This is a genomic window from Gloeothece verrucosa PCC 7822, assembly GCF_000147335.1.
GTDB classification, from domain to species: Bacteria; Cyanobacteriota; Cyanobacteriia; order Cyanobacteriales; family Microcystaceae; genus Gloeothece; species Gloeothece verrucosa.
In genome coordinates this window covers 283,695-306,874 of the sequence record NC_014533.1, presented here as the reverse complement: position 1 = coordinate 306,874, position 23,180 = coordinate 283,695, and the positions used below count along the sequence as shown (strand labels likewise).

Sequence of the window (23,180 nt, the reverse complement as noted above, 5' to 3'; positions counted from 1 at the left end):
TCTGCGTATTTTTAACTATAAGAACAACGTTTTCAGGTAAAATATTAAGGCTCAAGTCTTAGTAAAATTTGTTTCCTTGTCTTATTATCATAAGTACGCTGACGCTTTTTCACCTACCTACCTCACCGAGTTGTCGGGACAAATTTTTGCTTGTCCTTACTTTAGCGTTAATAATCTCAATCGTGACTTTGTCGGGACAAAAGGCTTTTCTGTGGTTTTTCAAAGATCACATTTAGACGAAGTTAAGCAGCGCTTTCCTTATTTCAAGCTGTATTTAGACCGAGTATTACAACCTGAATGTAATGCTTTTTATCTTAACCCTTTGTTACTCGAACAAGGTTCGAGAGTAGATTTTCACATTGATCGTTCTTTACGTTCCTACTGTGAAATTATAGCGCCGCCTGCGGTTGTGAGTGTTCTTTATGTAAAAGTTCCTTCCGATTTAGTGGGAGGAGAATTAATGTTACGTTCAAATAAACGCCAAGTAGGGCAAATTCGCCCTCAAACTAACACACTACTATTTTTTCAGGGGGATTTAAGCCATTCGGTGAACGCTGTTATGAGTCCTGGTATTCGCTTAAGTCTTGTTTGCGAACAATACAACTTAGATGATGAGCAATTAAGGGAAATTCCCGAGTTTAAACTTGAATCGAGAGCTATTAAAGCTAATAAAACTAAAAAGAGTAATAAACTCTCTAAAAAGGGAACAGGGAACAGGGAAGGCTTTTACATTTCTTAACATCATGTACACGGAGTGGCGCGGAGTGCTTCTTTATTTATGTCCAGGTACTTAGATAAAAAAGCAATTTATGCGGTACAGTAGTTCACAAAGCTTTAATTTTTTAAGAAATTATTAAAGATTAATTTTTTTATTGAGATCTATTGTATTATGGTTACCTATTTTAATAAATTTACCTTAAGTAGTGCAGGAATACTACTTACACTCTTCTGTCAGTATACAATGCCTGTGTCGGGTGAAACTGAAGTTCAAGTCAAATCATTAAATCAACCGTCGCAGAATTATTTATCTCAACCTTCTAACTTAGGAGTTGGCTATATTTGGCCAACTTATGGAATTGTTACCTCGGGTTTTGGTCAACGTTTATCGGGAAAAATTCATACAGGAATTGATATTGCAGGGCCCATAGGAACGCCTATTTTTGCTGCCGCTTCGGGAGTGGTGGTATTTGCCGGCTGGAGTACAGAAGGTTATGGTAATTTAGTGACACTAAAACATCCAGATGGGAGTTTAACTTTATATGGTCACAATGAACATATTTTAGTCAACGTTGGGCAGCCAGTTCAACAGGGACAACAAATTTCTGCAATGGGTAACACAGGAAATAGTAGTGGACCTCATTTACATTTTGAAATTCGTCCTCAAGGTAAAGAGGCGGCTAATCCAAGGGCTTTTTTACCAACTTTTCAGCCGCCTATTAGTTCTTCTAATATTCATTAATTTGCTTTAAAGCGGCATCTGTTAGGATGTTTTAGACTTTTTTTGTCTGTTGGTTCGCTTAAATAGAGTGCCAAAAATTATAGCTGTTCCTGTGCCCAAAATTGTGAAAGGTTCGGGTACAGCTATGGTGGTTGCGGCGCGGCTTAATAATGAGGTCGTCCCACTAACGGCAGCAAAAGAGAAATTGTCAACCATCCATCCTTCCTCATAATTAGGATTACTACTAACTGGACGAGTGGTAAAAGTCATAGATTTAAAAGCTTTGCCAGTAATGCCAAAAATCACATCCCCGGGAGATTTATCTCTGGGTCTGGTACTATTAGCATTGACCACTTTAATAAGATTATAAAAATCGATTACTTCGCTAGTATTGTCGTTATACTTAAGAGTAAGAACTAATCCCGGTCCATTGGCTGTATCTAAAAAAGTTCCAAAAAAACCTTTGACTGCTGTGGGGAATACCCAGGTAATAGAATTGTAATAATCTATAGGATATTTAGTGGGATAGGTGACTCTATCAAGATTAGGTTTTTCTAGCCAACCTTGATAAACGTATCCATCAACTCCTATATCTGATGCTACGTTTACTGCCCAAGAATTCCCCGCAAAAATTACATTATCTCTAGTGCCATTATAGCCGGTTGATACAATCCCTGTAGAAAAAGGTAGGACTTGTTTTCTACTGGCAAACTGGGTGTTAGAAAAGTCTTCAAAAGTAATAGGGCTACCTGAAACGGCTTGTTTCCAATCGCTATATTTTGTGTAAACAGTATAGGCAGAAGCCGAAGAAATGCTGCCAAAAACTGATAACGTACTTCCCGCCAGCAAGGCAGCTAAATAGCTGTTATATTTTTTCATTTTAAAAAAGATATATGCATTTCAGCTTTAATAATATTCCAGCCAAATTTTAGCTACATCTTCCGCTAGAATGATTGAATGATGGCTTGATAATTAGACTTATTGCATATTTCACAAGAAAGAGTAAAGAAAGGAAACAAAAAAAAAGAGACAGAAAATATAATTGAGGAAAGTTGATTTTCTGCAAGAGGTATACTGTTTGATTTTTAATTAAAACTAGAAATTTGATAATTTTTTTTGATTAATTATTTAAAAGTTGACCGGTGTTAAATTTTAGGATGTTTTAGATTTTTTTGGCGAGTTGGTTCGTTTAAACAGAGTGCCAAAAATTATAGCTGTTCCTGTGCCCAAAATTGTGAAAGATTCGGGTACAGCTATGGTGGTTGTGGCGCGGCTTAATAATGAGGTCGTCCCACTAGCAGCAGCAAAAGAGAAATTGTCAACCATCCATCCTTCCTCATAACGCAGACTATTAAGTACCTGGACATAAATAAAGCACTTTATGTTAAGAAATGTAAAAACCTTGAAAGCCTTTCCTGTTCCCTGCTTGCACTGAGCTTGTCGAAGTGTTCCCTGTTCCCTAATCACACAGTTAACTTTAATTGTGTCCAGGTACTTACTAACTGGACGAGTGGTAAAAGTCATAGATTTAAAAGCTTTGCCAGTAATGCCAAAAATCACATCTCCGGGCGATTTATCTCTGGGTCTGGTACTGTTGGCAAAGTTTTAGTAAAATGGATAAAATTATAGGTCATGTTTGAAAAAAAATTAGAAGCCAAGAGTCAGCAAAAAATTAGTTGTTAGACATAAATTTCACAGGAAATTTTATTGATGTCGAGGTACTTGTAATAAAAAATTTTAGCGGTAGTCGTTATAATCTTTTAGACTTTTTTTTGGAGTAAGTTTGTTTAAACTGCTTTCCAAATGCAATAGCTATTCCTGTTCCCAAAACTGTTAAAGGTTCAGGTACAGGGGCTGCTGGAACATTACTCGGTGGTGGTGGTGGAGCCGCCGCAAAGTAGAAGTTGTCAACTAAAAAGCCATTTTCATAATATTTAGGATTAGGCGAACTGGTAAAAGTCATAGAAGTAAATCTTTTACCGGTGGTAATACCAAAAATTACATCTCCGGCCGTGTAGGGACCGGGTTTAGATCTTGTTCTTGTAGAATCTTTATTAACCAGGTTAACAACATCTAAGAAATTAATAGACTCGCTAGTTTTATCGTCATAATTGAAAGTCAGCAATAATCCAGCACCGTTGGCTGTATCTAGAAAAGTCCCAAAAAACCCTTGTACTGCTGTAGGAAATGTCCAGGTAATGGAATTGTAAAAATTGGTCGGGTATTTAGTTCTGTCAGCGTTAGGAATTTCAATCCAACCTTGATAAAGATTTCCATCAACACCTAAATCTCCTGCTACGTTTACTGCCCAAGATAGGTTCCCAAAAATTACATTGTCTTGAGTTCCATCATAGCCGGTTGATACAATACCCGTAGAAAAAGGTAATACAGTTTTTCTTGTTCTGAATTTTGGGTTAGAAAAGTCTTCAAAAGTAATGGGACTACCTGAAACGGCTTGTTGCCAATTGGTATATTTATTATAAATTGTATAGGCAGATGCTGCCGAAACGCTTCCGAAAACTGAAACAATGCTCCCCACAAATATAGGGACTAATGCGTTGGTATATTTTTTCATCTTAAAAAAGATTGAGAAATTTGCTTTTCAATAATATCTCAGCCAAAGGGCTTTTCCATCTTCCTTAAGAATGATTAATTTGGTTTTATATTTAACAAATTATCTAATATTTTTTTGCTGAACAGGCTCAGATTTGATCATTACTCAAAGATGAAGATAGACTGCCAATTTTTATTTGAATGAAAAAATTTTTTTATAAAATCAGCAAAAAAATCTAAAGAATTGGTTAAAGCTTTATAAAGTTATTTAAATCTAGAGAATTGGTTAAAGTTTTATAAAGTTATTTGGATTTTGAATGTAAAAACTCTCCACAAAAAAGAAACTAAGTTTTCACAATAACTCAGCTATGCTCAAAAAGTTAAGCATCATCTTCTACCAGATTACTTGAGATTTTTTTCGAGTTAGTTTGCTTAAACCAAGCCCCAAAGATCATAGCGGTTGCTGTTCCCAAAACTGTTAAAGGTTCAGGTACAGAAGCTTGGGCAGTATTGGTGGCTTTTAATACTGGTGGTGGAGCCGCCGCAAACGAGAAGTTGTCAATTAAATAGCCATTTTCATAATTTTTAGCATTAGCATAAGGAGCAGTGGTAAAAGTCATAGAGGTAAAGCTTTTACCAGTGGTAATGCCAAAAATTACATCCCCGGTAGCATATTTGCCTGGCATGGATCTTGGTCTTGTAGAATCTTTATTAACCAAGTTAACAACATCTAAGAAATTAATAGACTCGCTGGTCTTATCGTCATAATTTAGAGTCACCGATACTCCACCACCGTCGGTTGTATCTAGAAAAGTTCCAAAAAATCCTTGTACTGCTGTAGGAAACTTCCAGGTAATGGAATTGTAATAATCGTTAGGATATTTAGTTCTGTCAGCGTTAGGAATTTCAGTCCAACCTTGATAAAGATTTCCATCAACTCCTATATCTCCTGCGACTTTTACTGCCCAAGAATTCCCCCCAAAAATTACATTATCTTGAGTCCCATCATAGCCGGTTGATACAATGCCTGTAGAAAAAGGTAATACGGTTTTTCTTCCCCTGAATTTTGGGTTAGAAAAATCTTCAAAACTAATGGGACTACCTGAAACGGCTTGTTGCCAATCGCTGTATTTACTGTAAATCGTATAGGCAGATGCTGCCGAAACGCTTCCGAAAACTGAAACAATGCTCCCCACAAATATAGGGACTAATACTTTGGTATATTTTTTCATCCTAAAAAAGATTGACAAATTTGCGTTTCAATAATACCCTAGCCAAAGGATTTTTACATCTTCCCTAAGAATGATTAATTTTATTTTATAGCTCACAAATTTTCTAATAATTTTTTGCTGAACAGGCTCAGATTTGATGATTGCTCAAAGATGAAGATTGACTGCCAATCTTTATTGGAATGAAAAAAATTTTTTGTGTAAAATTAACAAAAAAATGTAAAGAATTGGTTAAAGTTTTATAAAGTTATTTAAATCTAGAGAATTGGTTAAAGTTTTATAAAGTTATTTGAATTTTGAATGTAAAAACTCTTCACAAAAAAGGAACTAAGTTTTTACAACAATTCAACTATTCTCAAAAAGTTAATCATCATCTTCTACCAGATTACTTGAGATTTTTTTCGAGTTAGTTTCCTTAAACCAAGCCCCAAAGACCATAGCGGTTGCTGTTCCCAAAACTGTTAAAGGTTCAGGGACAGAAGCCTTGGCAGTATTAGCGGCTCTTAATACTGGTAGTGGAGCGGCTGCAAATGAGAAGTTGTCAACAAAAAAGCCATTTTCATAATATTTAGGAGTAGGCGAATTGGTAAAAGTCATAGAGGTAAATCTTTTACCGGTGGTAATACCAAAAATTACATCCCCTGCCGTGTAGGGGCCTGGTTTAGATCTTGTTCTTGTAGAATCTTTATTAACCAGGTTAACAACATCTAAGAAATTAATAGACTCGCTGGTCTTATCGTCATAATTGAAAGTCAGTAATAATCCAGCACCGTTGGTTGTATCTAGAAAAGTCCCAAAAAATCCTTGTACTGCTGTAGGAAATGTCCAGGTAATGGAATTGTAAAAGTTGGTTGGGTATTTGGTTCTGTCAGCGTTAGGAATTTCAATCCAACCTTGATAAATATATCCATCAATTCCTAAATCTCCTGCTACTTTTACTGCCCAAGCTTGGCCCCCAAAAATTACATTATCTAGAGTTCCATCATAGCCGGTTGATACAATGCCTGTAGAAAAAGGTAATACAGTTTTTCTTCCCCAAAATTTTCGGTTAGAAAAGTCTTCGAAAGTAATGGGACTACCTGAAACGGCTTGTTGCCAATCGGTATATTTATTGTAAATCGTATAGGCAGATGCTGCCGAAACGCTTCCGAAAACTGAAACAATGCTCCCCACAAATAGAGGGACTAATGCGTTGGTATATTTTTTCATTTTAGAAAAGATTGAGAAATTTGCGTCCCAATAATATCACATTGAAAGGATTTCTACATCTTCCCTAAGAATGATTAATTTTGTTTTATAGCTAACAAATGCTCTAAGGATTTTTTGATTCTTAAAATTTACTTATGCTAAATTAAGAATTAATAGCTTAATTTAATAAACTTCTTAATTTGAAATTTTCAAAAAATTCAAACCCATAACCAGAAAGTTTAATTAATTTAAGCTTATTATTAATTCCCTCTACAACACCTTGTGTGATACGACTTTCAAAGTATCCCATGATTTCTGAAAACCATCCAACAATTGTTCGAGAACTATCTGCGTAAGTATTTCAAGGATTTGTTCCCAGTAGAGCATTAGTATTGTAGTGCTTTAATTCAATTTCTGTAAAGCTTTCAGCTTAGTATTTTTATACTGGTTAAGTTCAGTTAAAACATTTTTAAGTGATTCTTGATAAAGAAATCGCTCCTTGCGCTTCCGCCAGATATCGGCTTCTTTATGTAAACCCAATCGTTGATACATACACATCACTAAATCCAACGAAGTACCTTCTGGCTGCTTAAAGTTATAAAAAGTTTTCAGCAAAAGTGCTTCTGCTTCTTTTTTAAAACCTTGTTGATAAACTTTTAATGCGCCCTCCATTATTTTTTCATATTCCTTGCCAGATGGACTTTGAAGTTCTTTAAGAGAGTGTTTGTTTAGGCTTTCTGAGGTTAACAGAGCTTTTAAATTATCGTTTATATAACAATCAAGAAGCAGATGAATTCTATAACTTCCATTGTTAATAGCACCATGAACAGCATCAGCAGGATTAAGTTTCCAGATAGCATTTTCGTGTAAATGGATACGATATCCAGACAGAACAATATAAGACTCTGGATTCGTTTTAATGGGTATGTGGAGACGGAGACGAGGTTTATCATCTAGCTCTGAATAATCTTTGTGTTCCACAAAAAAAGCATCAGACTTTAAAAGATTTAATCGTACCCACATCAAATCTAGGCCACATTGTTCTAAAAATCTTTTCGTTTCTGGTAACTGGTTTAGCGCAGCAGTTGGCTTTGGGGTACAGTCTCTAATAATTGTATTAGCACTATCACCATCATGGCTCAACAGAGAAATTGAAAGAAAATCCCCGGAAATATATTCTGAATAAGAAGAATTTTGCCAATCTAAATCGGCTTCTTCTATCTCTTGCCTCATCTGGTTAATTATCGTCGGAGGCAGCTTTTTAACTTGAGAAACGATAGAAAGCAGTTCGGAGAAATTTTTAAATTGATTGACAGAATAATTTTGCTGCATATAATCCTCGGAATTAAGTTAATAAATTCAAAAAAAACAAGTTAAATTTTTTTTGAACAGGTTCAGCTTTGATGATTGCTCAAAGATTGCTCAAATCAGAAGATTTGCAACCAATCTTTATTGACTACTTTATTTGAGTGAAAAAACTTCTTGTATAAAATTAACAAAGAATTGTAAAAAATTGGTTAAAATTTTCTAAAATTATTTGAATTTTGAAGTAAAACCTTTTTACAAAAAACAAACTAAGTTTTTACAACAACTCAGCTATGCTCAAAAAGTTAATTATCATCTTCGAAGTAAAGTTTTTTCCGGTCTTCAAAAGTAATGGGACTACCTGAAACGGCTTGTTACCAATCGGTATATTTATTGTAAATCGTATAGGCAGATGCCGCAGAAACGCTTCTGAAAACTGAAACAATGCTTTCCACAAATAAAGAAAAAGAGGCTAATTGATAGCTAGGTTTTTTCATGTTCGATTTTATTTGATTCTACAATTTTTTAACCAAAAATGTTGAGAATTGATTAAAGTTTTATTAAATTATTTAAATTTTGAAGCAAAAGCTTTTTACAAAAAAAAAACTAAGTTTTCAAAAAAATTCAGCTATGCTTAAAAAGTTAAGCATCATCTTCTACCAGATTACTTGAGATTTTTTTCAAGTTAGTTTGCTTAAATAAAGCTCCAAAGACCATAGCGGTTGCTGTTCCCAAAACTGTTAAAGGTTCAGGTACAGAAGCCTTGGCAGTATTGGAGGCTTTTAATACTGGTAGTGGAGCCGCCGCAAATGAGAAGTTGTCAACAAAAAAGCCATTTTCATAATATGTAGCATTAGGATTAGTGGTAAAAGTCATAGAGGTAAAGCTTTTACCGGCTGTAATCCCAAAAATTACATCACCGGCCGTGTTTTTGCTTGGCATGGATCTTGGTCTTGTAGAATCTTTATTAACCAGATTAACAACATTTAAGAAATTAATAGTCTCGCTGGTCTTATCATCATAATTGAGACTCAGGAATAATCCAGCAATGCTAGGTGAAGTATCTATAAAACTCCCAAAAAAACCTTGTATTGCTGTGGGAAATGTCCAGGTAATGGAATTGTAATAATTATTAGGATATTTAGTTCTGTCAGCGTTAGGAATTTCAACCCAACCCCCATAAATATATCCATCAACGCCAAAATCTCCCGCTACTTTTTCTATCCAAGATTGGCCACCATAAATTACATTATCTTTAGTGCCATCATAACCGGTTGATACAATGCCTGTAGAAAAAGGTAAGACGGTTTTTCTTCCCCTGAATTTTGGGTTAAAAAAGTCTTCAAAAGTAATGGGACTACCTGAAACGGCTTGTTGCCAATCGGTATATTTATTGTAAATCGTATAGGCAGATGCCCCAGAAACGCTTCCGAAAACTGAAAGCATACTTCCCACAAATACAGAAAAAGAGGTTAATTGATAGCTAGGTTTTTTCATGTTCAATTTTATTTGAAACAAGCAATTTATAGTCTGTTTAAAAATAACATAAAATCGCTAAAAATTGCTTAAATTTTTGAAAAAAAGTCTATTTTCACAGAAATAATAATTTCTAATTTTTAAACTACCTTTTATCAAATAAACTTAGGATACTATGTTGAGACACATTTAAATTTGATAGGCTATTTACCCTTCTGCCTGTTCTTGAGCTTGAGGACTTTTATCCTTAGGACTGAGCCGAAGCTTTGAGGGGGCAAGAAGGGTCTATAACCTGTAAAAAAATTGCTAAGTTCTTATAAAGTTCCTCCTTTTAGAAAAACACTATTGCTAAAACTATCTATTAATAAATAGGGTGGATCTGAATCTGGTTTCGACTGAATAAGCCGCCTTAATCGCCACAAAGTATAACCTGAAAGCCAAGCGGCATCTGCTAGGATACTGTAGAGTAATCCATAATTTTTGAGAAAATATCTGCGCCTGGAGTTAAACCAGTATTGAGGGAGGCGTTTAGGGGTTCCGGGGGCGGTTATGCCTGAACTTTGGCCGCCGATGTGCATGATCCGACTATAGGGAATATGCCAAGAAGACCAACCCGCCCGTTTTGCTTGTAAGCAAAAATCCGTCTCTTCATAATAAAGAAAATAGTCTTCATCCATTAACCCTGCTGATTCAAATACTTGACGACGAATCATCATGGTGCCACCGGAGACCCAGTCAACTTCAGTGGGTTCATCATCCCTCATTTCTTGAGCAACTACCCACTTAGATAATAATTTACTGACGATTCCAAGACGTAATCCGCGTTCGAATTCTCCTAATATACTGGGAAATCGAAAAGCTATTTGGTAAGCGTAACCATTTTCACCTTCTACGCAAGCTCCGGCAATTCCGGCGTGAGGATGTTCTTCAAGAAAGTCCACTAACATTTTTAAAGCACCAGCCCGCACCTGAGTATCTGGATTAAGAATCATAAAATAATCAGGAGGATTAGCCGATGTTAGCGCTGATCTGATAACTAAGTTATTACCGTAAGCGTAGCCTCCATTGTAATCAGAAGCAAGAACAGAAGCCCAATTTTGCCATCCATTGGCTGTGATAGCCTCTTCAATTTTTTCTACTGAATTATCGCCGGAATTGTTGTCAACTACAACAACTTTAGTTCCTGGCAAAGAGCCAATTTCGCTTACCAATGACTGTAAACAATCAATTGTTAACTCAGGGGTGCGATAGTTAACAATTGCTACCTGCACAAGGTTAGAATGACTAGACATGATTACTGTTTGCTCCTGTGGCATTAAGACAATTTTGTAGCTTTTGTGCTAGATCTTTTACATAAGGCTCTTGAAGACAACTGGAATGGCCTCCCGCTATGTCATAAACAATAACTCCTTGTTTTGCTCGTTTATCCCAGCCAAATACGGGTTCGTCACTAATTTCTACATAAGGAGTATCGTCAATGGTGGGATCATCGATTGTAATGGTTTGTGTTGCTCGGAACAAGGTTACTTTACCTTCAAATGTTGAGGGAATATAGTATTCAGCGTCAAATTCTAAAATTTTACGCACACCAATATTACGTAACCAAGATGGAACTGAAAGCTGATTCTCCAAATAAAAGCGATATAAGCGAATTTTTAACTGGTTATTGAGCTTTTTAGTACGGTTGCTAATTTCATAACCGATGACGTTTTTCACTTTTTTGGTAATTTCTTTAAAGAGAAAAGCTACGCGATTGGGAATTGTCAGAGATTGGCTTTCACTTACAATGTTTGAAAGGCGATTCAACCTCTTGCTGTTAATTTTGCGATTGAGCGCCGCTTGAATATCAGGTGCATCAATAAGAGCCACTAGAGACACGGTTTCTCCTAGTGTTTGAAGTTGTACGGCTACTTCATAAGCGAGAATGCCGCCTGCACATAAACCCCCGAGGAAGTAAGGTCCTTTTGGTTGAACCGTGCGAATTTTTTCTATGTAATGAGCCGCCATATCTTTGAAGCGGGTTTCTAAACAAGGAAACTCTTTTTGGCTATGAGGGCGTAACCCATACACGGCTTGATCCGTTTTTAAACGATTGGCCAAGTTCAGATATAAGACAACTTTTCCATCAGCTTCGTGTATTAAAAACAACGCTGGCTTTTTAGGATTACCGGACTTGAGTAACACCAGAGAATCCCAAGGGTCTACTTCTCCTGATTCTTCAATAATGGCGGCTAGTTCTTCAATGGTTGGGGCTTTAAATAAAGTGGATAAAGGTAACTTAATCTGGAAGATTTTCTCGATTTGGGCAAATAAACGAACCGCAATTAAAGAATGTCCTCCTATGTCGAAAAAGTTATCTTTTATGCTCACCGATGGCAGGCCTAATACTTGTTCCCACATAGCCGCTAATTGTTTTTCTAAATCATTGCGGGGAGAGACAAAAGATTCTTGAACTTGGTTCTTGATTGGTTCAGGATCGGGTAAAGAGCGCCGATCGAGTTTTCCACTGGGGGTTAAAGGGAATGCGTCTAAAATAACAAAACTAGACGGAAGCATATATTCCGGTAGTGTTTCTTTCAAAAATCGACGCAGTTCAGCGATTAGATTCTCTTTTTGTTGATGAGGAATAATATAAGCTACTAGCCGCTTATTGCCGGCCAGGTCTTCTCGTGCTAAGACAACCGCTTCTTTGATGTCTGAATATTGAGCAATCAGTGCCTCTATTTCTCCTAATTCGATGCGGAAACCTCGAATTTTGACTTGATTATCGATTCTTCCTAAATATTCTATGTTTCCATCTGGCAAATAACGGGCTAAATCTCCAGTTTTATAAAGACGAGTTTTAAAACCGTCACTAAAGGTATGCTCAATAAACTTTTGCTGGGTTAAATCTGGACGGTTAATATAGCCCTGAGCTAGACATACACCGCCGATATACAGTTCTCCAGGAATGCCAATGGGCACAGGTTGGTATTTTTGATCTAATAGATAGATTTGACTATTGGCGATAGGACGACCAATAGCAGGAAGGGGTGACCATTGTTCTACTGAATCAGGGAGTTTATAGGAGGTAACTACATGACTTTCTGAGGGTCCGTACTGGTTGTATAAACTACAATTGTTTAACTTTTGGAACAAATGAGTAATGGCAGGGTTAATTTGCAGTTGTTCCCCGGATGTAATAATTTCTTGTAAATGTTGAGGAACTTGATCGGATTCTTGGGCGATTTCTGCCAATTGTTGCAAAGCGACGAAGGGGAGGAATAATCTGTTAATGTTTTCTTTCTTCAAAAAGCTCCATAAAGCTCTTGAATCTCGCCGAATTTCATCGGTAATTAAAACTAGCGTTCCTCCTGAACCTAATGTTGAAAAAATTTCTTGAAAAGAGACATCAAAACTGATGGGAGCAAATTGTAGGGTTTTTCCTCCTGAAGTCACTTTTGTATTTTCTAGTTGCCATTTAATTAAATTGCTTAAAGCAATCTGTGTCATGGCTACTCCTTTAGGTTGGCCTGTGGAACCTGAAGTATAAATGACATAAGTGAGATTTTCTGGGGTAACTTGGCTAATGGGGTTAGTTTTAGCGGCTACAGAAATTAATGCTGAGTTTTTATCTAAACAAACAATTTTGGTATCGATCTCACCCAATTGGCTGACGAATTTGCTTTGGGTTAATAGTACCTCGGCTTGGGAATTAGAGAGCATATATTTGAGACGGTCTTGAGGATAGGCCGGATCTAGTGGTACGTAAGCCGCGCCGGCTTTGAGGATACCTAATAGCCCTATAATCATTTCTGGCGAACGTTCAAGACACAATCCTACTAAAGACCCTGAACCGATCCCCAACGATTGTAAGTAATGAGCAATTTGATTGGCTCGAGTATTTAATTCTTGATAAGTGAGAGACTGTTGATTAAAGGTTACTGCTGTTGCCTGGGGTGTTTTTGCTACTTGTGCTTCAACAATTTGGTGAATGGCCTGATCTAAAAGATAATCTTTGTGGGTATTATTCCATTCAGTAAGTAGCTGATCTTGTTCGGTTTGGGTTAATAAAGGTAAGTCTATGATGGGCTGGCTTGGATTATCAACGATTCCTGTTAAGAGGGTTTCGAAGTGATTTGCCATCCGTTCCATTGTATCTGGCGCAAACAAGTCTGGGTCATATTCAAACCAAACCGTTAATCCTTCCGAGTTTTCTTTTATTTCTACCATTAAATCGAACGAGGCGGTTCCTCTTTGGATATCTAATGGTGTTACTGTTAATTCTGGCAATTCTAGCCGTAGCATGGGAGTATTATGAAAGAGGAATAACACCTGAAATACGGGGGTTATGGTTAATTCTCTTTCGGGTTTCAGTTCTTCTACGAGTTTTTCAAAGGGCATTTCCGCGTTGCTGAAAGCTCCTAAAGATACTTTGCGAACTCGTCTTAATATTTCTTGAAAGGAGGGATTTCCAGACAGGTCTGTCCGGAGTGCTAAAGTATTGATAAAGCAGCCGAGTAAATCTCTGCTATCTTTGCGATGGCGGCCGGCTGTGGGAGTTCCAATTATTATGTCTTCTTGATTTGTATAACGGTAGAGTAAACTCTTTAAAGCCGCTAATAAAGTCATAAAAGGAGTGACTTTTTCTTCAAAACTGATCTTTTTCAGTTTTTGAGTCAAGCTGCTAGACAATTGTAGGGGTTGTCTACTACTGGGGTAACGTCTTTCTGCAAGGCGGGTATAATTTGTGGGGAGTTGAAGAATGGGAAGGTTGCCTTTTAGATGGTCTTTCCAATAGTCCATCTTAGGTTTGAGTTTTTTGAGTTCTGATTCATCTTTTTGTTTGATGGCATAGTCTCGGTATTGAATTCCTAGTTGCGGCAGATTAGGACTTTTTTGGCTAACAAACGCCTTGTATAATTCTTCTAATTCTTTGAGAAAGAGATTATAAGACCAACCGTCAAAAATAATATGATGAATTGTTAGAAATAATAAATGTTCAGATGCCGATAAACGTATTAGTTTCAGCCGCAACAAAGGAGCGCTAGTTAAATCAAATTTTTCGGCTAGTTCTTGAGCGATAATTTCTTGAGTCTGATGTTCTTGTTCTGGTTTAGATAAATGACTTATATCTATTAAAGGAATTTCTACACTAAAAGCTGGAATGACTACTTGTACGGGTTTTTCATCTTTTAAAATAAAAATTGTTCGGAGAATTTCATGCCGTTGGATTATTTCTTCTAAACTTTTTTCTAAAGCTGTTTGGTTTATTTTACCTTTTAATTCAAAAGGTTGTAAAAGATTGTGACTTGTACTGTGAGGCTCTAATTCTTCTAAAAACCAAATTCTTTCTTGTGCAAAAGACAAAGAAGAATAATTATTTGTAGAGAATTCTTCGTTATTTAAAATTGTATTTTCCTTGATTTCTGAATATTTTTGTACCATTTTTCTATTAGGTAAAAGTCTGATTTTTGACGTGAAATAATTAGATAAATAATAGTTAGCCATCGCATAAACTATTGCTAATGCTAGTAAAGCGACATGAGCAGGATAGATGATTGCCGTAAGCTTCAGCCTAATTGTCTAGGAATTAGGTAACCTATTTCCCGTTTTTTTGGGCATTGAAGCTAAATGTTTTTTTCAGGGATTCGGAAAAAAGATACATTTAGTAATACTTTAATCCTTATACCATCATAAATTATTAGTGTTATTTTTCTTGTCATTTTTTGTATAACTTTGGTCAAGATTTAACTTTTATAAAAAAAAATGATTGAAACATGATTTTTCATTAAAAAAACTTTTGTTTATATCCACTTATTTATTTTGTGTTAAGTATTTACACATAAATAAAGATGACTATGTTAAGAAAAGTAAAAACGCTTAAAGTCTTCGCTTTTTACAAGTCTAGTATTTCCTGCTCACCCACTAAACTTTAATTGTGTCCAAATCTTTAAATGCTTTAGAAGTATTACCGGTAAAAATCAATTTATTCTTTTTTATGAAAAATAAATAATCAGTAATACTTCTAAAATTAATTTAATTTATTTGTATTCAATTAAATCCGAACGTTTGCCTAAGCAATAATGAACAAAAAACCAACTCTGCCCTAACATAGCAGGCAATTTACCTAATACACAAAACACGGCATAAAGCCTTGATTCTTTTTGTTTAAAGTTTTTCTGTCGGGCATTGCGGTAAATTTTATAGATTAACAGCAGATAAAGCAGTATTAGCCCTTCTAAGCTGTGGCCTGAGGAAATCGCTCACTGAGCCTTCCACATACCACTGCAAGATGAGGTTGATTTTTGAGTTCTTGTTGGGCAAGTGCCAACCATCCTGGAACTATTTCGCAGTCGCCATCAATAAATTGAACAAATTCAAGTTGTGGATAGGTTTCTAACAAAAAAGCCAATCCAGCATTATGGGCACGAGCGGCTGTAAAAGGAACTTTTGGGTCTAATTCAACCACTGGAACTTTAAGAGCATAAGCAATGTCTAGACTGTTGTCTGTAGAGCCAGAATCCACATAAACAATACAGTTAGTTTCTTTGATTATGGATTCTAAGCATTGATTCAAATGCCGCCCTTCATTACGGCCAATAACCACGACTCCAGATTTCATGTTATTTTCCTCTTTTTTTAAAAATGCTGAATAAGTTTTGATTTAAGCGGCTCGTTTTAGCAGAGCTTTTGGTAACCCTGGAAAAGCGCCGCCCGTGTATAAACGAAAAAGTGTTGATGAATGGGGGGGTTCGATGCGCGGTAACGCAAATAAAACGCTTGTATTATTAACGAGAACTTCTCTACCGTCGCCGTATACTACAGCAGAAGATAGCCCTAGTTCTTGAACCAATTGCCGGCTCATAGCATGATGCCGATTATAAGGAAAAGCAAAATGTTCAGGTTTATGTCCTAGTTCTCGTTCAAAGTCAATGATCGATTGTTGTATTTCTGCACGTACGATCTCTTGAGGATGGTTGGTAAAATCAATATGATTCGTACTGTGAACTCCTATCTCGATCTTAGGAAACTCCTGCCTCACTTTTCTGATTTCATCCCAAGTAAGGAGCAATCGAGGAGGTGTTTGTGAGGGTTGGAGTTGTTGAATTACATCAGCAATAATGTTTTCTCTTTCAGGCCAGCCGCTCTCAATCAGTGTTTCTTTGAGTTTTTGGTAAGCTAAAATTTGTTGTGGAAGATCCAATAAATCCCAGCTTCCTATAGATTGGATGGATAGCTTTGTTTGAGTTCTGCTTTTGAAAGCGTTATATATACGATCAATCCAAGGATTCTCACTCCGAGAAATCAATCCGGTGGGTAAGTACCAGGTGGCAGGTAGGGAATAACGGGCTAAAATTGGGGCAGCCACTGTCATATTATCTAAATAGCCATCGTCAAAAGTCAACACAACAGTACCAGGGGGTGGATTTTCACCTTGTTTAAGTTGTGCTACTAGCTCACCCAGAGAAATAACCTTTCTATAGTTAGCTAAAAAGCACATTTGGTTTTCAAATGCCGATGGCTCAATATGTACTGCTGGTTCTATCCAATCAGCTAGTTTTGAGGAGGCAACGCTATGATACATCAGTATAGTTGCCCCTTTAAGTTGTTGAACTTTTACATAGGTAAAGGCTGTACCTGTCCAGTACATCATTTTTTCTAAGTTTAGAAGGATACGCCTTTTAAATGAAAGGGAATCAGGAGAGTTAAATGAGGATATTTTAGCTAGTTTTTGCAAAAAAATGGCATTTATCAATTTAATTTCTCCTTTATTTCGCTAAAATTAATTTAAAAGCGATTTTTAAGGAGAGGCTTAAGTCACACGAGCAACTCTTGTTGCTATTGACTACCAGTAGGATATTGTTATCTGCTATCATAGACATTAAAATTTTTCGCGTTTAATGAGGCTGTCACCAATTGGTGGCAGTTTGTTTATTTGGTGTTGATCAATACAATAAGTACAGATACTTATATGTATCGTAGCAAATGTTATAAGACAAATCATACAAGAAATACTTTTCCCGAAGCAAGCTATAAACAAAATAGCTTGACAAGTAAGCGTGACAATACTTACAAGCAATTCACGCTCAATTTACTTCAGGGATGCCCGAAGTTTTTTGACGGTAAAATCGCAACAAGAGTTGTTTGTCCTCGTTGTTGAGAACTGATAGTCTAACGTTATTTGATCTAATCAAGTGCTGGTCTTCTGGGAGACTCAGCTTGTAGCGTTGGCAATTGCCTATGAGTATAGGATGCTAATTTTAATAAAACTTCTATCTAAGGGATGGTTTAAAAAATAACACTCGGAGGATTTTCTCCAAAGCATATATAAAATTTTTTGTCAAGGGTTAAAGATTAATTTAAAAGGGAACACTTCGGCTCTGCGAGGTGCAAGCAGGCAACAGATAAGGAGTTCAGCTTTATTTTTGCTCCTTAATGAAATAAAATTTAAATGGATATTAGCTTATTCATCTAATATTTCGTCAAAAATATGGCTAAATGTTTTTAAAGAATTAGGAGTAATTTTAGTGGCGATGTCTCTGACTATGGTTTTAGCTAATTGGCCTATATCTTCTATATCAAATTCTTTTTTTGCTAGAAGTCCATCAGAAGTTTCCCCAAAAAGATAGGTTATATAAGCGGCTATAAAACAGTTGGCTCCTGTGGCTCCTAAAGTGCCTAACCCTGGAAAAAATGAACTAATTAAAGTAAAAATTCCTTGTCCTACCAAAAAAGTTGCATAGCTTTGTACTATTGCATTAACTAATTTAGCAATTACAACTTGATTTATAGAATAATCGTATTTTTTAAATAATCTTACCAGCAAAGTAATCCAGTTTGCTGATATCCCACCCCAATATATATAAACTATAGTGATAAAATTAGCGACCGGCAAAGTTTGGATTAAACTGGTTGTCCCTCCAATTGATAAAGATACGATGACGGCTTCTGTGATAATTTGTTTAGATTTTTCATCCATAATTGTACTATTGATCACAGATTTTACTTTAAGTGACTTTTTTCTAGATTTATGGGTACTCATGTTGACTCTCATTAAAAAAATATAAAGAATTTTGCTAGTTTTTCCAGAATATCTAAATCTATTTTACGTTTAATGACGCTCACTGTCTAAATTGGGTTGAGTAATGACATAAAATAATTATAGAAGAGTCGTTAATTGTTTTAAAAGCGTGAAAGATATTCCAGGACTCCCTATCAGCCGCCAAGGCATCAATTCTATTGCTTCTCCCTACTCGGAGCAATATGTTCATACTTTAAGTGTAGAGGAACTTGAATTAAAAGAAGTATTAGAGCTTCAGATTCAAGAAGGATTACGCTTGTCAATGCAAGGATTTTATCTCATTGGGTCTGCATTGCGCCAATTAAAAGCCTTAAAACTGCATCGAAACTCTCATCTACGTTTTGACGAATATGCGAAAGAACGGTTTAAAATTTCTAAGCGTTATCAACACTATTTAATAAATGCTGTAGAAGTTATCGATGTTTTCAGCAATGATAAACAATATATAGCTTTAATTAACGGACAAATCCCTGAAAGAGAATTTCATTGTAGACAATTACTCAAGCTGGGAAATCAGCCGGATATTTGGAAAAAAGCTTGGTATAAATCCGTTATGCTGGCTTCTGGGGAAACTCCCACTGCTAAAATTGTGGGTGAAGTGGTTAAACAGTTACAAAACATTACTATAGAACAAAATCCTTTTGAAGTAGGAGATATTTGCCTGATTGCGCCGGGAGATAATCCTGCTTTACGAGGTTTACAGGGATGTTGGGCAATTATTGCGGCTAAAAATGAATTTTATTGTGATATTAAAACGAGTTTAGGGCTAATTCGCCAAATTTCTTCTTCTTATTTACTGCACTCAGCTTATACTGAAGAACAGCAAGCACAAATCCAAAAAATTTGGACTTTAGTAGATAAAATCCCTTCCAATATCAAAAAAGAAGAAATTGTTATCGCTTTACTTAGGGTGTTAGGTAAGCGCTTTTTGTTGTCTGATATAGAAGCTGATTTGCTAACTACTTTATTAAATTCTAAATGTTAAGTAACTGGCTAAGTACCTGGACACTCATTAAAGTTAACTGTTTGGCAAGGGAACAGGGAACAGGAAAGGCTTTTACATTTCTTAACATCATGTACACGGAGTGGCGCGGAGCTAGGCTTTATTTATGTCTAGGTACTTAAAAGGTAAAAGCTAAAAGAAAAAATTTTCTTCTGTAAGATATAACTTAAAAAGGAGGAAACTGTTTAATCATTTTTATATGAAGAATACCAGCTTCAAAAAAGCTATCCCCAAATTGTTGAAAACCAAAATGATCATAAAGTTTTTTTATGTATTCTTGAGCATTAACAATAACTTTCTCGATTTTAAGTTCGTTTTGGGCAATATCTAGAGCTTTTTGTAGCAATTTTTTACCGATTCCTTGGTGTCTAGCTGACTGTAAAACGGCTAATCTTTCGATCTTAACAGTTTTAGGGTCTATGTGCCTGATACGAAGCGTTCCAACCGGTTTTTGAGCGCAATAAGCTAATAAATGAATGGCTGTTTCATCTTGTCCATCAAATTCTAATTCTGGTGTTACCCCTTGTTCAATCTGAAAAACAAGAGTTCGAATGTTATTAATATTTATTTTTTCTTTGGCATAGTTTACTTGTTCTATCTGGAGTTGGTCCATATAAAAAATAATAAATTAAAGAACTGACTGAGGATGACAAGAAATTAATTGAAAACAATAAAACCAAACAACAATTTTATTGATTTATTGTTAATCGGTTTTATGACCTCGTTCAAATTACTGAAAAATAGCTGTATTTATAGCGACATGATTTAAGTCGGCACCGGTCAAATCAGCACCAATTAAAATTGTTTTATTTAAATTAGCATCCTTGAGAGACGCATTTCTTAAATCAGCCCCGCTTAAATTGGCTCCACTTAAATTGGCTCCATTTAAATTAGCCCCACTGAGGTTTACATTCATAAAGCAGACTCCGCTTAAGTTGGCATAGCTTAAATCTGCTTTACTAAGATTAATTTTTTGTAATTTGCTCAAATCCAACTCAGTAAAATCTATTCCTTTTAAAGGAGCTTCACTTAAATCAATTTCTTTAATGAAATAATTTTTTCTCCAATGATTCCAGCTTTGGCTTCCTTGCTTAAGAATTTCTAAATGTTGTTGTTTCATGATTTTTGCTGTGTCTGCTTAGATAATAGGACTATTCTTCAATATTTTAAGTATAGAAAAGTACCTGCCATCTATCTTTTTATAGATGATTGTTCTTGACAAGCGGACGAGTCAAGCGAAAAATTTATAATTGTCAAAAATTAAGCAAATTCATTGATTATTTTGTTAAAACATGGTAATTAATACAAATAATTGATTAAACGTTATTATAATCACTTTTAGATTTTATTCCTTAAAATATTGTCACTTTTAAAAATCTCTCTCAGGGGTCTTGACTATTTAAACACTATAGCTTATGTTAATAAAGCCCATCACTTAGTTAAAATTTCTGTCTTCAATTTGAAAAAAGCGAAAAGAATTTTTAACAAAAGTTTTATGGACTTGCAGGACATAACTTCAAACTCCTATCCTGTCTAAAAATTAATGTCTAAAAGCAAATTATCATTATGGCAATCGACATCAACTTCAAGAATTATCAGATCTCACCTTTTAACTCCTCTCAAGACATCAAATCTACAGTCACTGTATCGTCAGATGGAAAAAGCCTAAAAATTGTAGGAAATGGCTGGAAATCTATCAATCTTCCTTATACTATTACTTCTAATACTATTTTAAAATTCGAGTTTCAGAGTACAGCGCAAGGAGAAATTCACGGTATTGCTTTTGAGAATGATGCTCAAGAAACCCCTGATCAATCCTTTCGTCTTTATGGCACGCAGGATTGGGGACGAAATGATTTTAATAACTATTCTAGCAGTGCAGGCAGTAAAAAAGTTTATCAAATTCCGGTAGGGCAGTTTTACACAGGAAATTGGTCTAAGTTACTGTTTATTAATGATGATGACCGTCCTACTCCAACGGCAGAGAGTATATTCTCGAATGTGCGAATTTATGAAAATAGTAAACCACTAGCTGTGGACGATCAAGGTACAACATTAATCAACAAGCCTCTAACTTTCAAGATTTCCAGTCTTTTATCTAATGATACTGATGTTGATGGCGACAGCCTTAGTTTAACTTCAGTTAAGAGTGTGCTTGGCGGTAGTGCTGTCTTAGATGGACTGGGAAATGTAATTTTTACACCCGACACCGATTTTAAAGGACAAGCGAGTTTTGATTATACCATCAGTGATGGCAAAGGTGGTACTGATACGGGCACAGTTTCTGTGAATGTTAAAACCGCTTCCATTGGTACGAATCTTTCAAGTATTCGTTATTATTCATCTCAAGTGCCTTTTCTCGATTTATTTCGTTCTTCTTCAAATTGGATAACCCAAACATCAACTGTATTTAATACAGAGGAACAAAACTTATTAAATTTAGATGAACATGGATGGGTGAAGTCTCTAAAAGGCACTGGAACTTCTCAAAAATTCGATAGCGTTGGGACTCTTATCAACACATCCATAAATGGTAAATATACTGGAGGCCAATATGTGGTTCTCTATGAAGGAGAGGGTACTCTCGTTTACGGAGGGGATGCCAAAAAAAATGTAGCCGCTTCTACTCTTGGTAGGGATGTGATTAACGTCACGCCAACGGGAGGAGGTATTTCTTTAAAAATAACTGCCACTGATCCCAACAATACTGGTAATTATCTCAGAAATATCCATATAGTGCCCATAGAGGAGGAGTTCACCTACTCTCAAAACGTATTTAATCCCAAATTTCTCGAAAAAATCGACCCATTTAGCACTCTTCGCTTTATGGATTGGATGAAGCCCAACGACGTTAAGGATAGCCAATGGAGTGATCGCCCTACCCTAGACGATGCGCGATGGACATCTGGCGCGCCAGTAGAAGTGATGGTGGAATTAGCTAATCGTTTGGATGCTAATCCTTGGTTTACCATACCATATTTGGCTAGTGATGATTATGTGACTCAATTTGCCGAATATGTTAGAGATCATCTTGAGCCTGGATTAAAGGTTTATATTCAATACGCTAATGAAGTCTGGAATGCGGGCTTTGCTCCCTATCATTATGTTGAGAGTCTTTCGCCCACGCTAAATGTTTATCAAACCTATGCACAAGTGGCCACCCATATTGCTGATCTTTGGGATAATGTTTTTGGCGCTGATAAAGATCGCTTAATTGGCGTACTCGAGGCTCAATATGTCAATCCTTCTTCAGCAACACAAGCACTACCCTATGCAGGAGACTCTCTTGATGTGATTGGCTTGAATCCTTATTTAGGAAGAGACATAGGCTCACCAGCGAATTCAACACAGGTACTTAATTGGATCAACAATGAAGCAGACGGTGGATACAATAAACTATTTCAAGAATTAACACAGGCCAATGTTTTAACCAGTCCAAGCTTAAATCAACGTTTACCTGCACTTTCGTCAGTTGCTCCCCAATGGCGCAAAATTTCTCAAAACTCTAATCTTCCACTGGTAGCCTATGAAGGTGGGCAGAGTTTAGTCGGTACTAAAGGAATTGAAAATAATCAGGCAATTACTAACCTTTTTGTTAATGCTAACCGAGATCCTCGTATGGGAGCTTTATATAATGAACTATTGACTCAATGGTATCAAGTTTTAGGTGGGGACTTGTTTATGCAGTTTGCTGATGTAGCTATACCGGGCAAGTTTGGCAGTTGGGGAGCTTTAGAAAATCTTGAACAGACGGGTTCGCCTAAATATGATGCTTTGGTGAATTTTATCAACGAGTATTCAGGTTAGGCAGAAGTTAGTACAGTAGGTTGGTTTGAGCTACAGCGAAGCCCAAAATAACAGCTAAGTTTTGTTATCCAACCTACAATATTAGGACTTACACACTCTCCACGAAATCATTAGGGT

At 36.1% G+C, this 23,180-nt stretch carries 19 protein-coding genes and 1 pseudogene; 4 read left to right on the top strand and 16 right to left on the bottom strand.

Annotated elements, in window-relative coordinates; genetic code table 11:
• Positions 1 to 76: 76 nt before the first annotated feature.
• Together CYAN7822_RS28475 and CYAN7822_RS28470 are read left to right on the top strand one after the other, a co-directional pair.
• Complete coding sequence (locus CYAN7822_RS28475; protein WP_013334429.1) at positions 77 to 739, top strand: 2OG-Fe(II) oxygenase; 663 nt, start codon at positions 77 to 79, stop codon at positions 737 to 739.
• Positions 740 to 889: 150 nt separating this feature from the next.
• Positions 890 to 1,459, top strand: coding sequence for a M23 family metallopeptidase (locus CYAN7822_RS28470; RefSeq protein WP_013334428.1), 570 nt, complete (start codon positions 890 to 892; stop codon positions 1,457 to 1,459).
• A 21-nt stretch (positions 1,460 to 1,480) separates the two neighbouring features.
• On the opposite strand, the gene CYAN7822_RS28465 is transcribed toward CYAN7822_RS28470, so the two are convergent.
• The 14 genes and pseudogenes from CYAN7822_RS28465 to CYAN7822_RS28410 form a co-directional block, all read right to left on the bottom strand.
• Complete coding sequence (locus CYAN7822_RS28465; protein ID WP_013334427.1) at positions 1,481 to 2,317, bottom strand: PEP-CTERM sorting domain-containing protein; 837 nt, start codon at positions 2,315 to 2,317, stop codon at positions 1,481 to 1,483.
• A 273-nt stretch (positions 2,318 to 2,590) separates the two neighbouring features.
• Positions 2,591 to 2,962, bottom strand: coding sequence for a PEP-CTERM sorting domain-containing protein (locus tag CYAN7822_RS39735; RefSeq protein ID WP_013334426.1), 372 nt, complete (start codon positions 2,960 to 2,962; stop codon positions 2,591 to 2,593).
• A gap of 226 nt (positions 2,963 to 3,188) precedes the next feature.
• Positions 3,189 to 4,013, bottom strand: coding sequence for a PEP-CTERM sorting domain-containing protein (locus CYAN7822_RS28455; protein WP_013334425.1), 825 nt, complete (start codon positions 4,011 to 4,013; stop codon positions 3,189 to 3,191).
• A gap of 358 nt (positions 4,014 to 4,371) precedes the next feature.
• Positions 4,372 to 5,223, bottom strand: a complete 852-nt coding sequence (locus CYAN7822_RS28450) for a PEP-CTERM sorting domain-containing protein (protein ID WP_013334424.1) — start codon at positions 5,221 to 5,223, stop codon at positions 4,372 to 4,374.
• Between the two features lie 360 nt (positions 5,224 to 5,583).
• Complete coding sequence (locus tag CYAN7822_RS28445; protein ID WP_013334423.1) at positions 5,584 to 6,429, bottom strand: PEP-CTERM sorting domain-containing protein; 846 nt, start codon at positions 6,427 to 6,429, stop codon at positions 5,584 to 5,586.
• Between the two features lie 157 nt (positions 6,430 to 6,586).
• Positions 6,587 to 6,754 (bottom strand): annotated as a pseudogene (locus tag CYAN7822_RS36265) (transposase); the annotation flags it as partial.
• A 56-nt stretch (positions 6,755 to 6,810) separates the two neighbouring features.
• On the bottom strand, positions 6,811 to 7,740 hold the full coding sequence (locus CYAN7822_RS28440; protein ID WP_013334422.1) for an aspartyl/asparaginyl beta-hydroxylase domain-containing protein: 930 nt from the start codon (positions 7,738 to 7,740) through the stop codon (positions 6,811 to 6,813).
• Between the two features lie 347 nt (positions 7,741 to 8,087).
• Positions 8,088 to 8,210, bottom strand: coding sequence for a hypothetical protein (locus tag CYAN7822_RS40260; RefSeq protein ID WP_013334421.1), 123 nt, complete (start codon positions 8,208 to 8,210; stop codon positions 8,088 to 8,090).
• Positions 8,211 to 8,355: 145 nt separating this feature from the next.
• Positions 8,356 to 9,210 (bottom strand): PEP-CTERM sorting domain-containing protein, encoded by an 855-nt coding sequence (locus CYAN7822_RS28435; protein WP_013334420.1) that lies wholly within the window; start codon positions 9,208 to 9,210, stop codon positions 8,356 to 8,358.
• 293 nt (positions 9,211 to 9,503) lie between these two features.
• The gene (locus CYAN7822_RS28430; protein WP_013334419.1) at positions 9,504 to 10,481 is read right to left on the bottom strand and encodes a glycosyltransferase family 2 protein; all 978 of its coding nucleotides are present in this window, start codon (positions 10,479 to 10,481) and stop codon (positions 9,504 to 9,506) included.
• Entirely contained in the window at positions 10,474 to 14,616 is a 4,143-nt protein-coding gene (locus CYAN7822_RS28425) for a non-ribosomal peptide synthetase (RefSeq protein WP_013334418.1), read from the bottom strand. The genes CYAN7822_RS28430 and CYAN7822_RS28425 overlap by 8 nt, the downstream gene beginning before the upstream one ends.
• A gap of 793 nt (positions 14,617 to 15,409) precedes the next feature.
• Positions 15,410 to 15,793 (bottom strand): glycosyltransferase, encoded by a 384-nt coding sequence (locus CYAN7822_RS28420; RefSeq protein WP_049802743.1) that lies wholly within the window; start codon positions 15,791 to 15,793, stop codon positions 15,410 to 15,412.
• A gap of 42 nt (positions 15,794 to 15,835) precedes the next feature.
• A complete protein-coding gene (locus CYAN7822_RS28415) occupies positions 15,836 to 16,825 on the bottom strand; it encodes a polysaccharide deacetylase family protein (RefSeq protein ID WP_162052187.1) in 990 nt (329 codons plus the stop codon).
• An 810-nt stretch (positions 16,826 to 17,635) separates the two neighbouring features.
• Positions 17,636 to 18,151 carry a hypothetical protein gene (locus CYAN7822_RS28410; RefSeq protein WP_041934074.1) on the bottom strand — a complete coding sequence of 172 codons (516 nt, stop codon included), beginning with the start codon at positions 18,149 to 18,151 and terminating at the stop codon, positions 17,636 to 17,638.
• Between the two features lie 211 nt (positions 18,152 to 18,362).
• Here CYAN7822_RS28410 and CYAN7822_RS28405 point away from each other — a divergent pair, with 211 nt between their 5' ends.
• Entirely contained in the window at positions 18,363 to 19,238 is an 876-nt protein-coding gene (locus CYAN7822_RS28405; protein ID WP_013334415.1) for a hypothetical protein, read from the top strand.
• A 184-nt stretch (positions 19,239 to 19,422) separates the two neighbouring features.
• Here CYAN7822_RS28405 and CYAN7822_RS28400 read toward each other — a convergent pair whose 3' ends face one another.
• On the bottom strand, positions 19,423 to 19,869 hold the full coding sequence (locus CYAN7822_RS28400; protein ID WP_013334414.1) for a GNAT family N-acetyltransferase: 447 nt from the start codon (positions 19,867 to 19,869) through the stop codon (positions 19,423 to 19,425).
• A gap of 117 nt (positions 19,870 to 19,986) precedes the next feature.
• Entirely contained in the window at positions 19,987 to 20,376 is a 390-nt protein-coding gene (locus tag CYAN7822_RS28395; protein WP_013334413.1) for a pentapeptide repeat-containing protein, read from the bottom strand.
• 446 nt (positions 20,377 to 20,822) lie between these two features.
• Between CYAN7822_RS28395 and CYAN7822_RS28390 the strand changes: the two genes are divergently transcribed.
• On the top strand, positions 20,823 to 23,063 hold the full coding sequence (locus tag CYAN7822_RS28390) for an Ig-like domain-containing protein (RefSeq protein ID WP_013334412.1): 2,241 nt from the start codon (positions 20,823 to 20,825) through the stop codon (positions 23,061 to 23,063).
• Positions 23,064 to 23,180 lie beyond the last annotated feature (117 nt).

Bases quoted from the DNA above. Each gene is read 5' to 3' on its own strand.
- CYAN7822_RS28465 (WP_013334427.1), bottom strand. From the start codon at position 2,317: ATGAAAAAATATAACAGCTATTTAGCTGCCTTGCTGGCGGGAAGTACG.
- CYAN7822_RS28420 (WP_049802743.1), bottom strand. From the start codon at position 15,793: ATGAAATCTGGAGTCGTGGTTATTGGCCGTAATGAAGGGCGGCATTTG.
- CYAN7822_RS28430 (WP_013334419.1), bottom strand. From the start codon at position 10,481: ATGTCTAGTCATTCTAACCTTGTGCAGGTAGCAATTGTTAACTATCGC.
- CYAN7822_RS28440 (WP_013334422.1), bottom strand. From the start codon at position 7,740: ATGCAGCAAAATTATTCTGTCAATCAATTTAAAAATTTCTCCGAACTG.
- CYAN7822_RS28425 (WP_013334418.1), bottom strand. From the start codon at position 14,616: ATGGTACAAAAATATTCAGAAATCAAGGAAAATACAATTTTAAATAAC.
- CYAN7822_RS28445 (WP_013334423.1), bottom strand. From the start codon at position 6,429: ATGAAAAAATATACCAACGCATTAGTCCCTCTATTTGTGGGGAGCATT.
- CYAN7822_RS28400 (WP_013334414.1), bottom strand. From the start codon at position 19,869: ATGGACCAACTCCAGATAGAACAAGTAAACTATGCCAAAGAAAAAATA.
- CYAN7822_RS28435 (WP_013334420.1), bottom strand. From the start codon at position 9,210: ATGAAAAAACCTAGCTATCAATTAACCTCTTTTTCTGTATTTGTGGGA.
- CYAN7822_RS28410 (WP_041934074.1), bottom strand. From the start codon at position 18,151: ATGGATGAAAAATCTAAACAAATTATCACAGAAGCCGTCATCGTATCT.
- CYAN7822_RS39735 (WP_013334426.1), bottom strand. From the start codon at position 2,962: ATGACTTTTACCACTCGTCCAGTTAGTAAGTACCTGGACACAATTAAA.
- CYAN7822_RS28455 (WP_013334425.1), bottom strand. From the start codon at position 4,013: ATGAAAAAATATACCAACGCATTAGTCCCTATATTTGTGGGGAGCATT.
- CYAN7822_RS28450 (WP_013334424.1), bottom strand. From the start codon at position 5,223: ATGAAAAAATATACCAAAGTATTAGTCCCTATATTTGTGGGGAGCATT.
- CYAN7822_RS40260 (WP_013334421.1), bottom strand. From the start codon at position 8,210: ATGAAAAAACCTAGCTATCAATTAGCCTCTTTTTCTTTATTTGTGGAA.
- CYAN7822_RS28470 (WP_013334428.1), top strand. From the start codon at position 890: ATGGTTACCTATTTTAATAAATTTACCTTAAGTAGTGCAGGAATACTA.
- CYAN7822_RS28415 (WP_162052187.1), bottom strand. From the start codon at position 16,825: ATGATGTACTGGACAGGTACAGCCTTTACCTATGTAAAAGTTCAACAA.
- CYAN7822_RS28390 (WP_013334412.1), top strand. From the start codon at position 20,823: ATGGCAATCGACATCAACTTCAAGAATTATCAGATCTCACCTTTTAAC.
- CYAN7822_RS28395 (WP_013334413.1), bottom strand. From the start codon at position 20,376: ATGAAACAACAACATTTAGAAATTCTTAAGCAAGGAAGCCAAAGCTGG.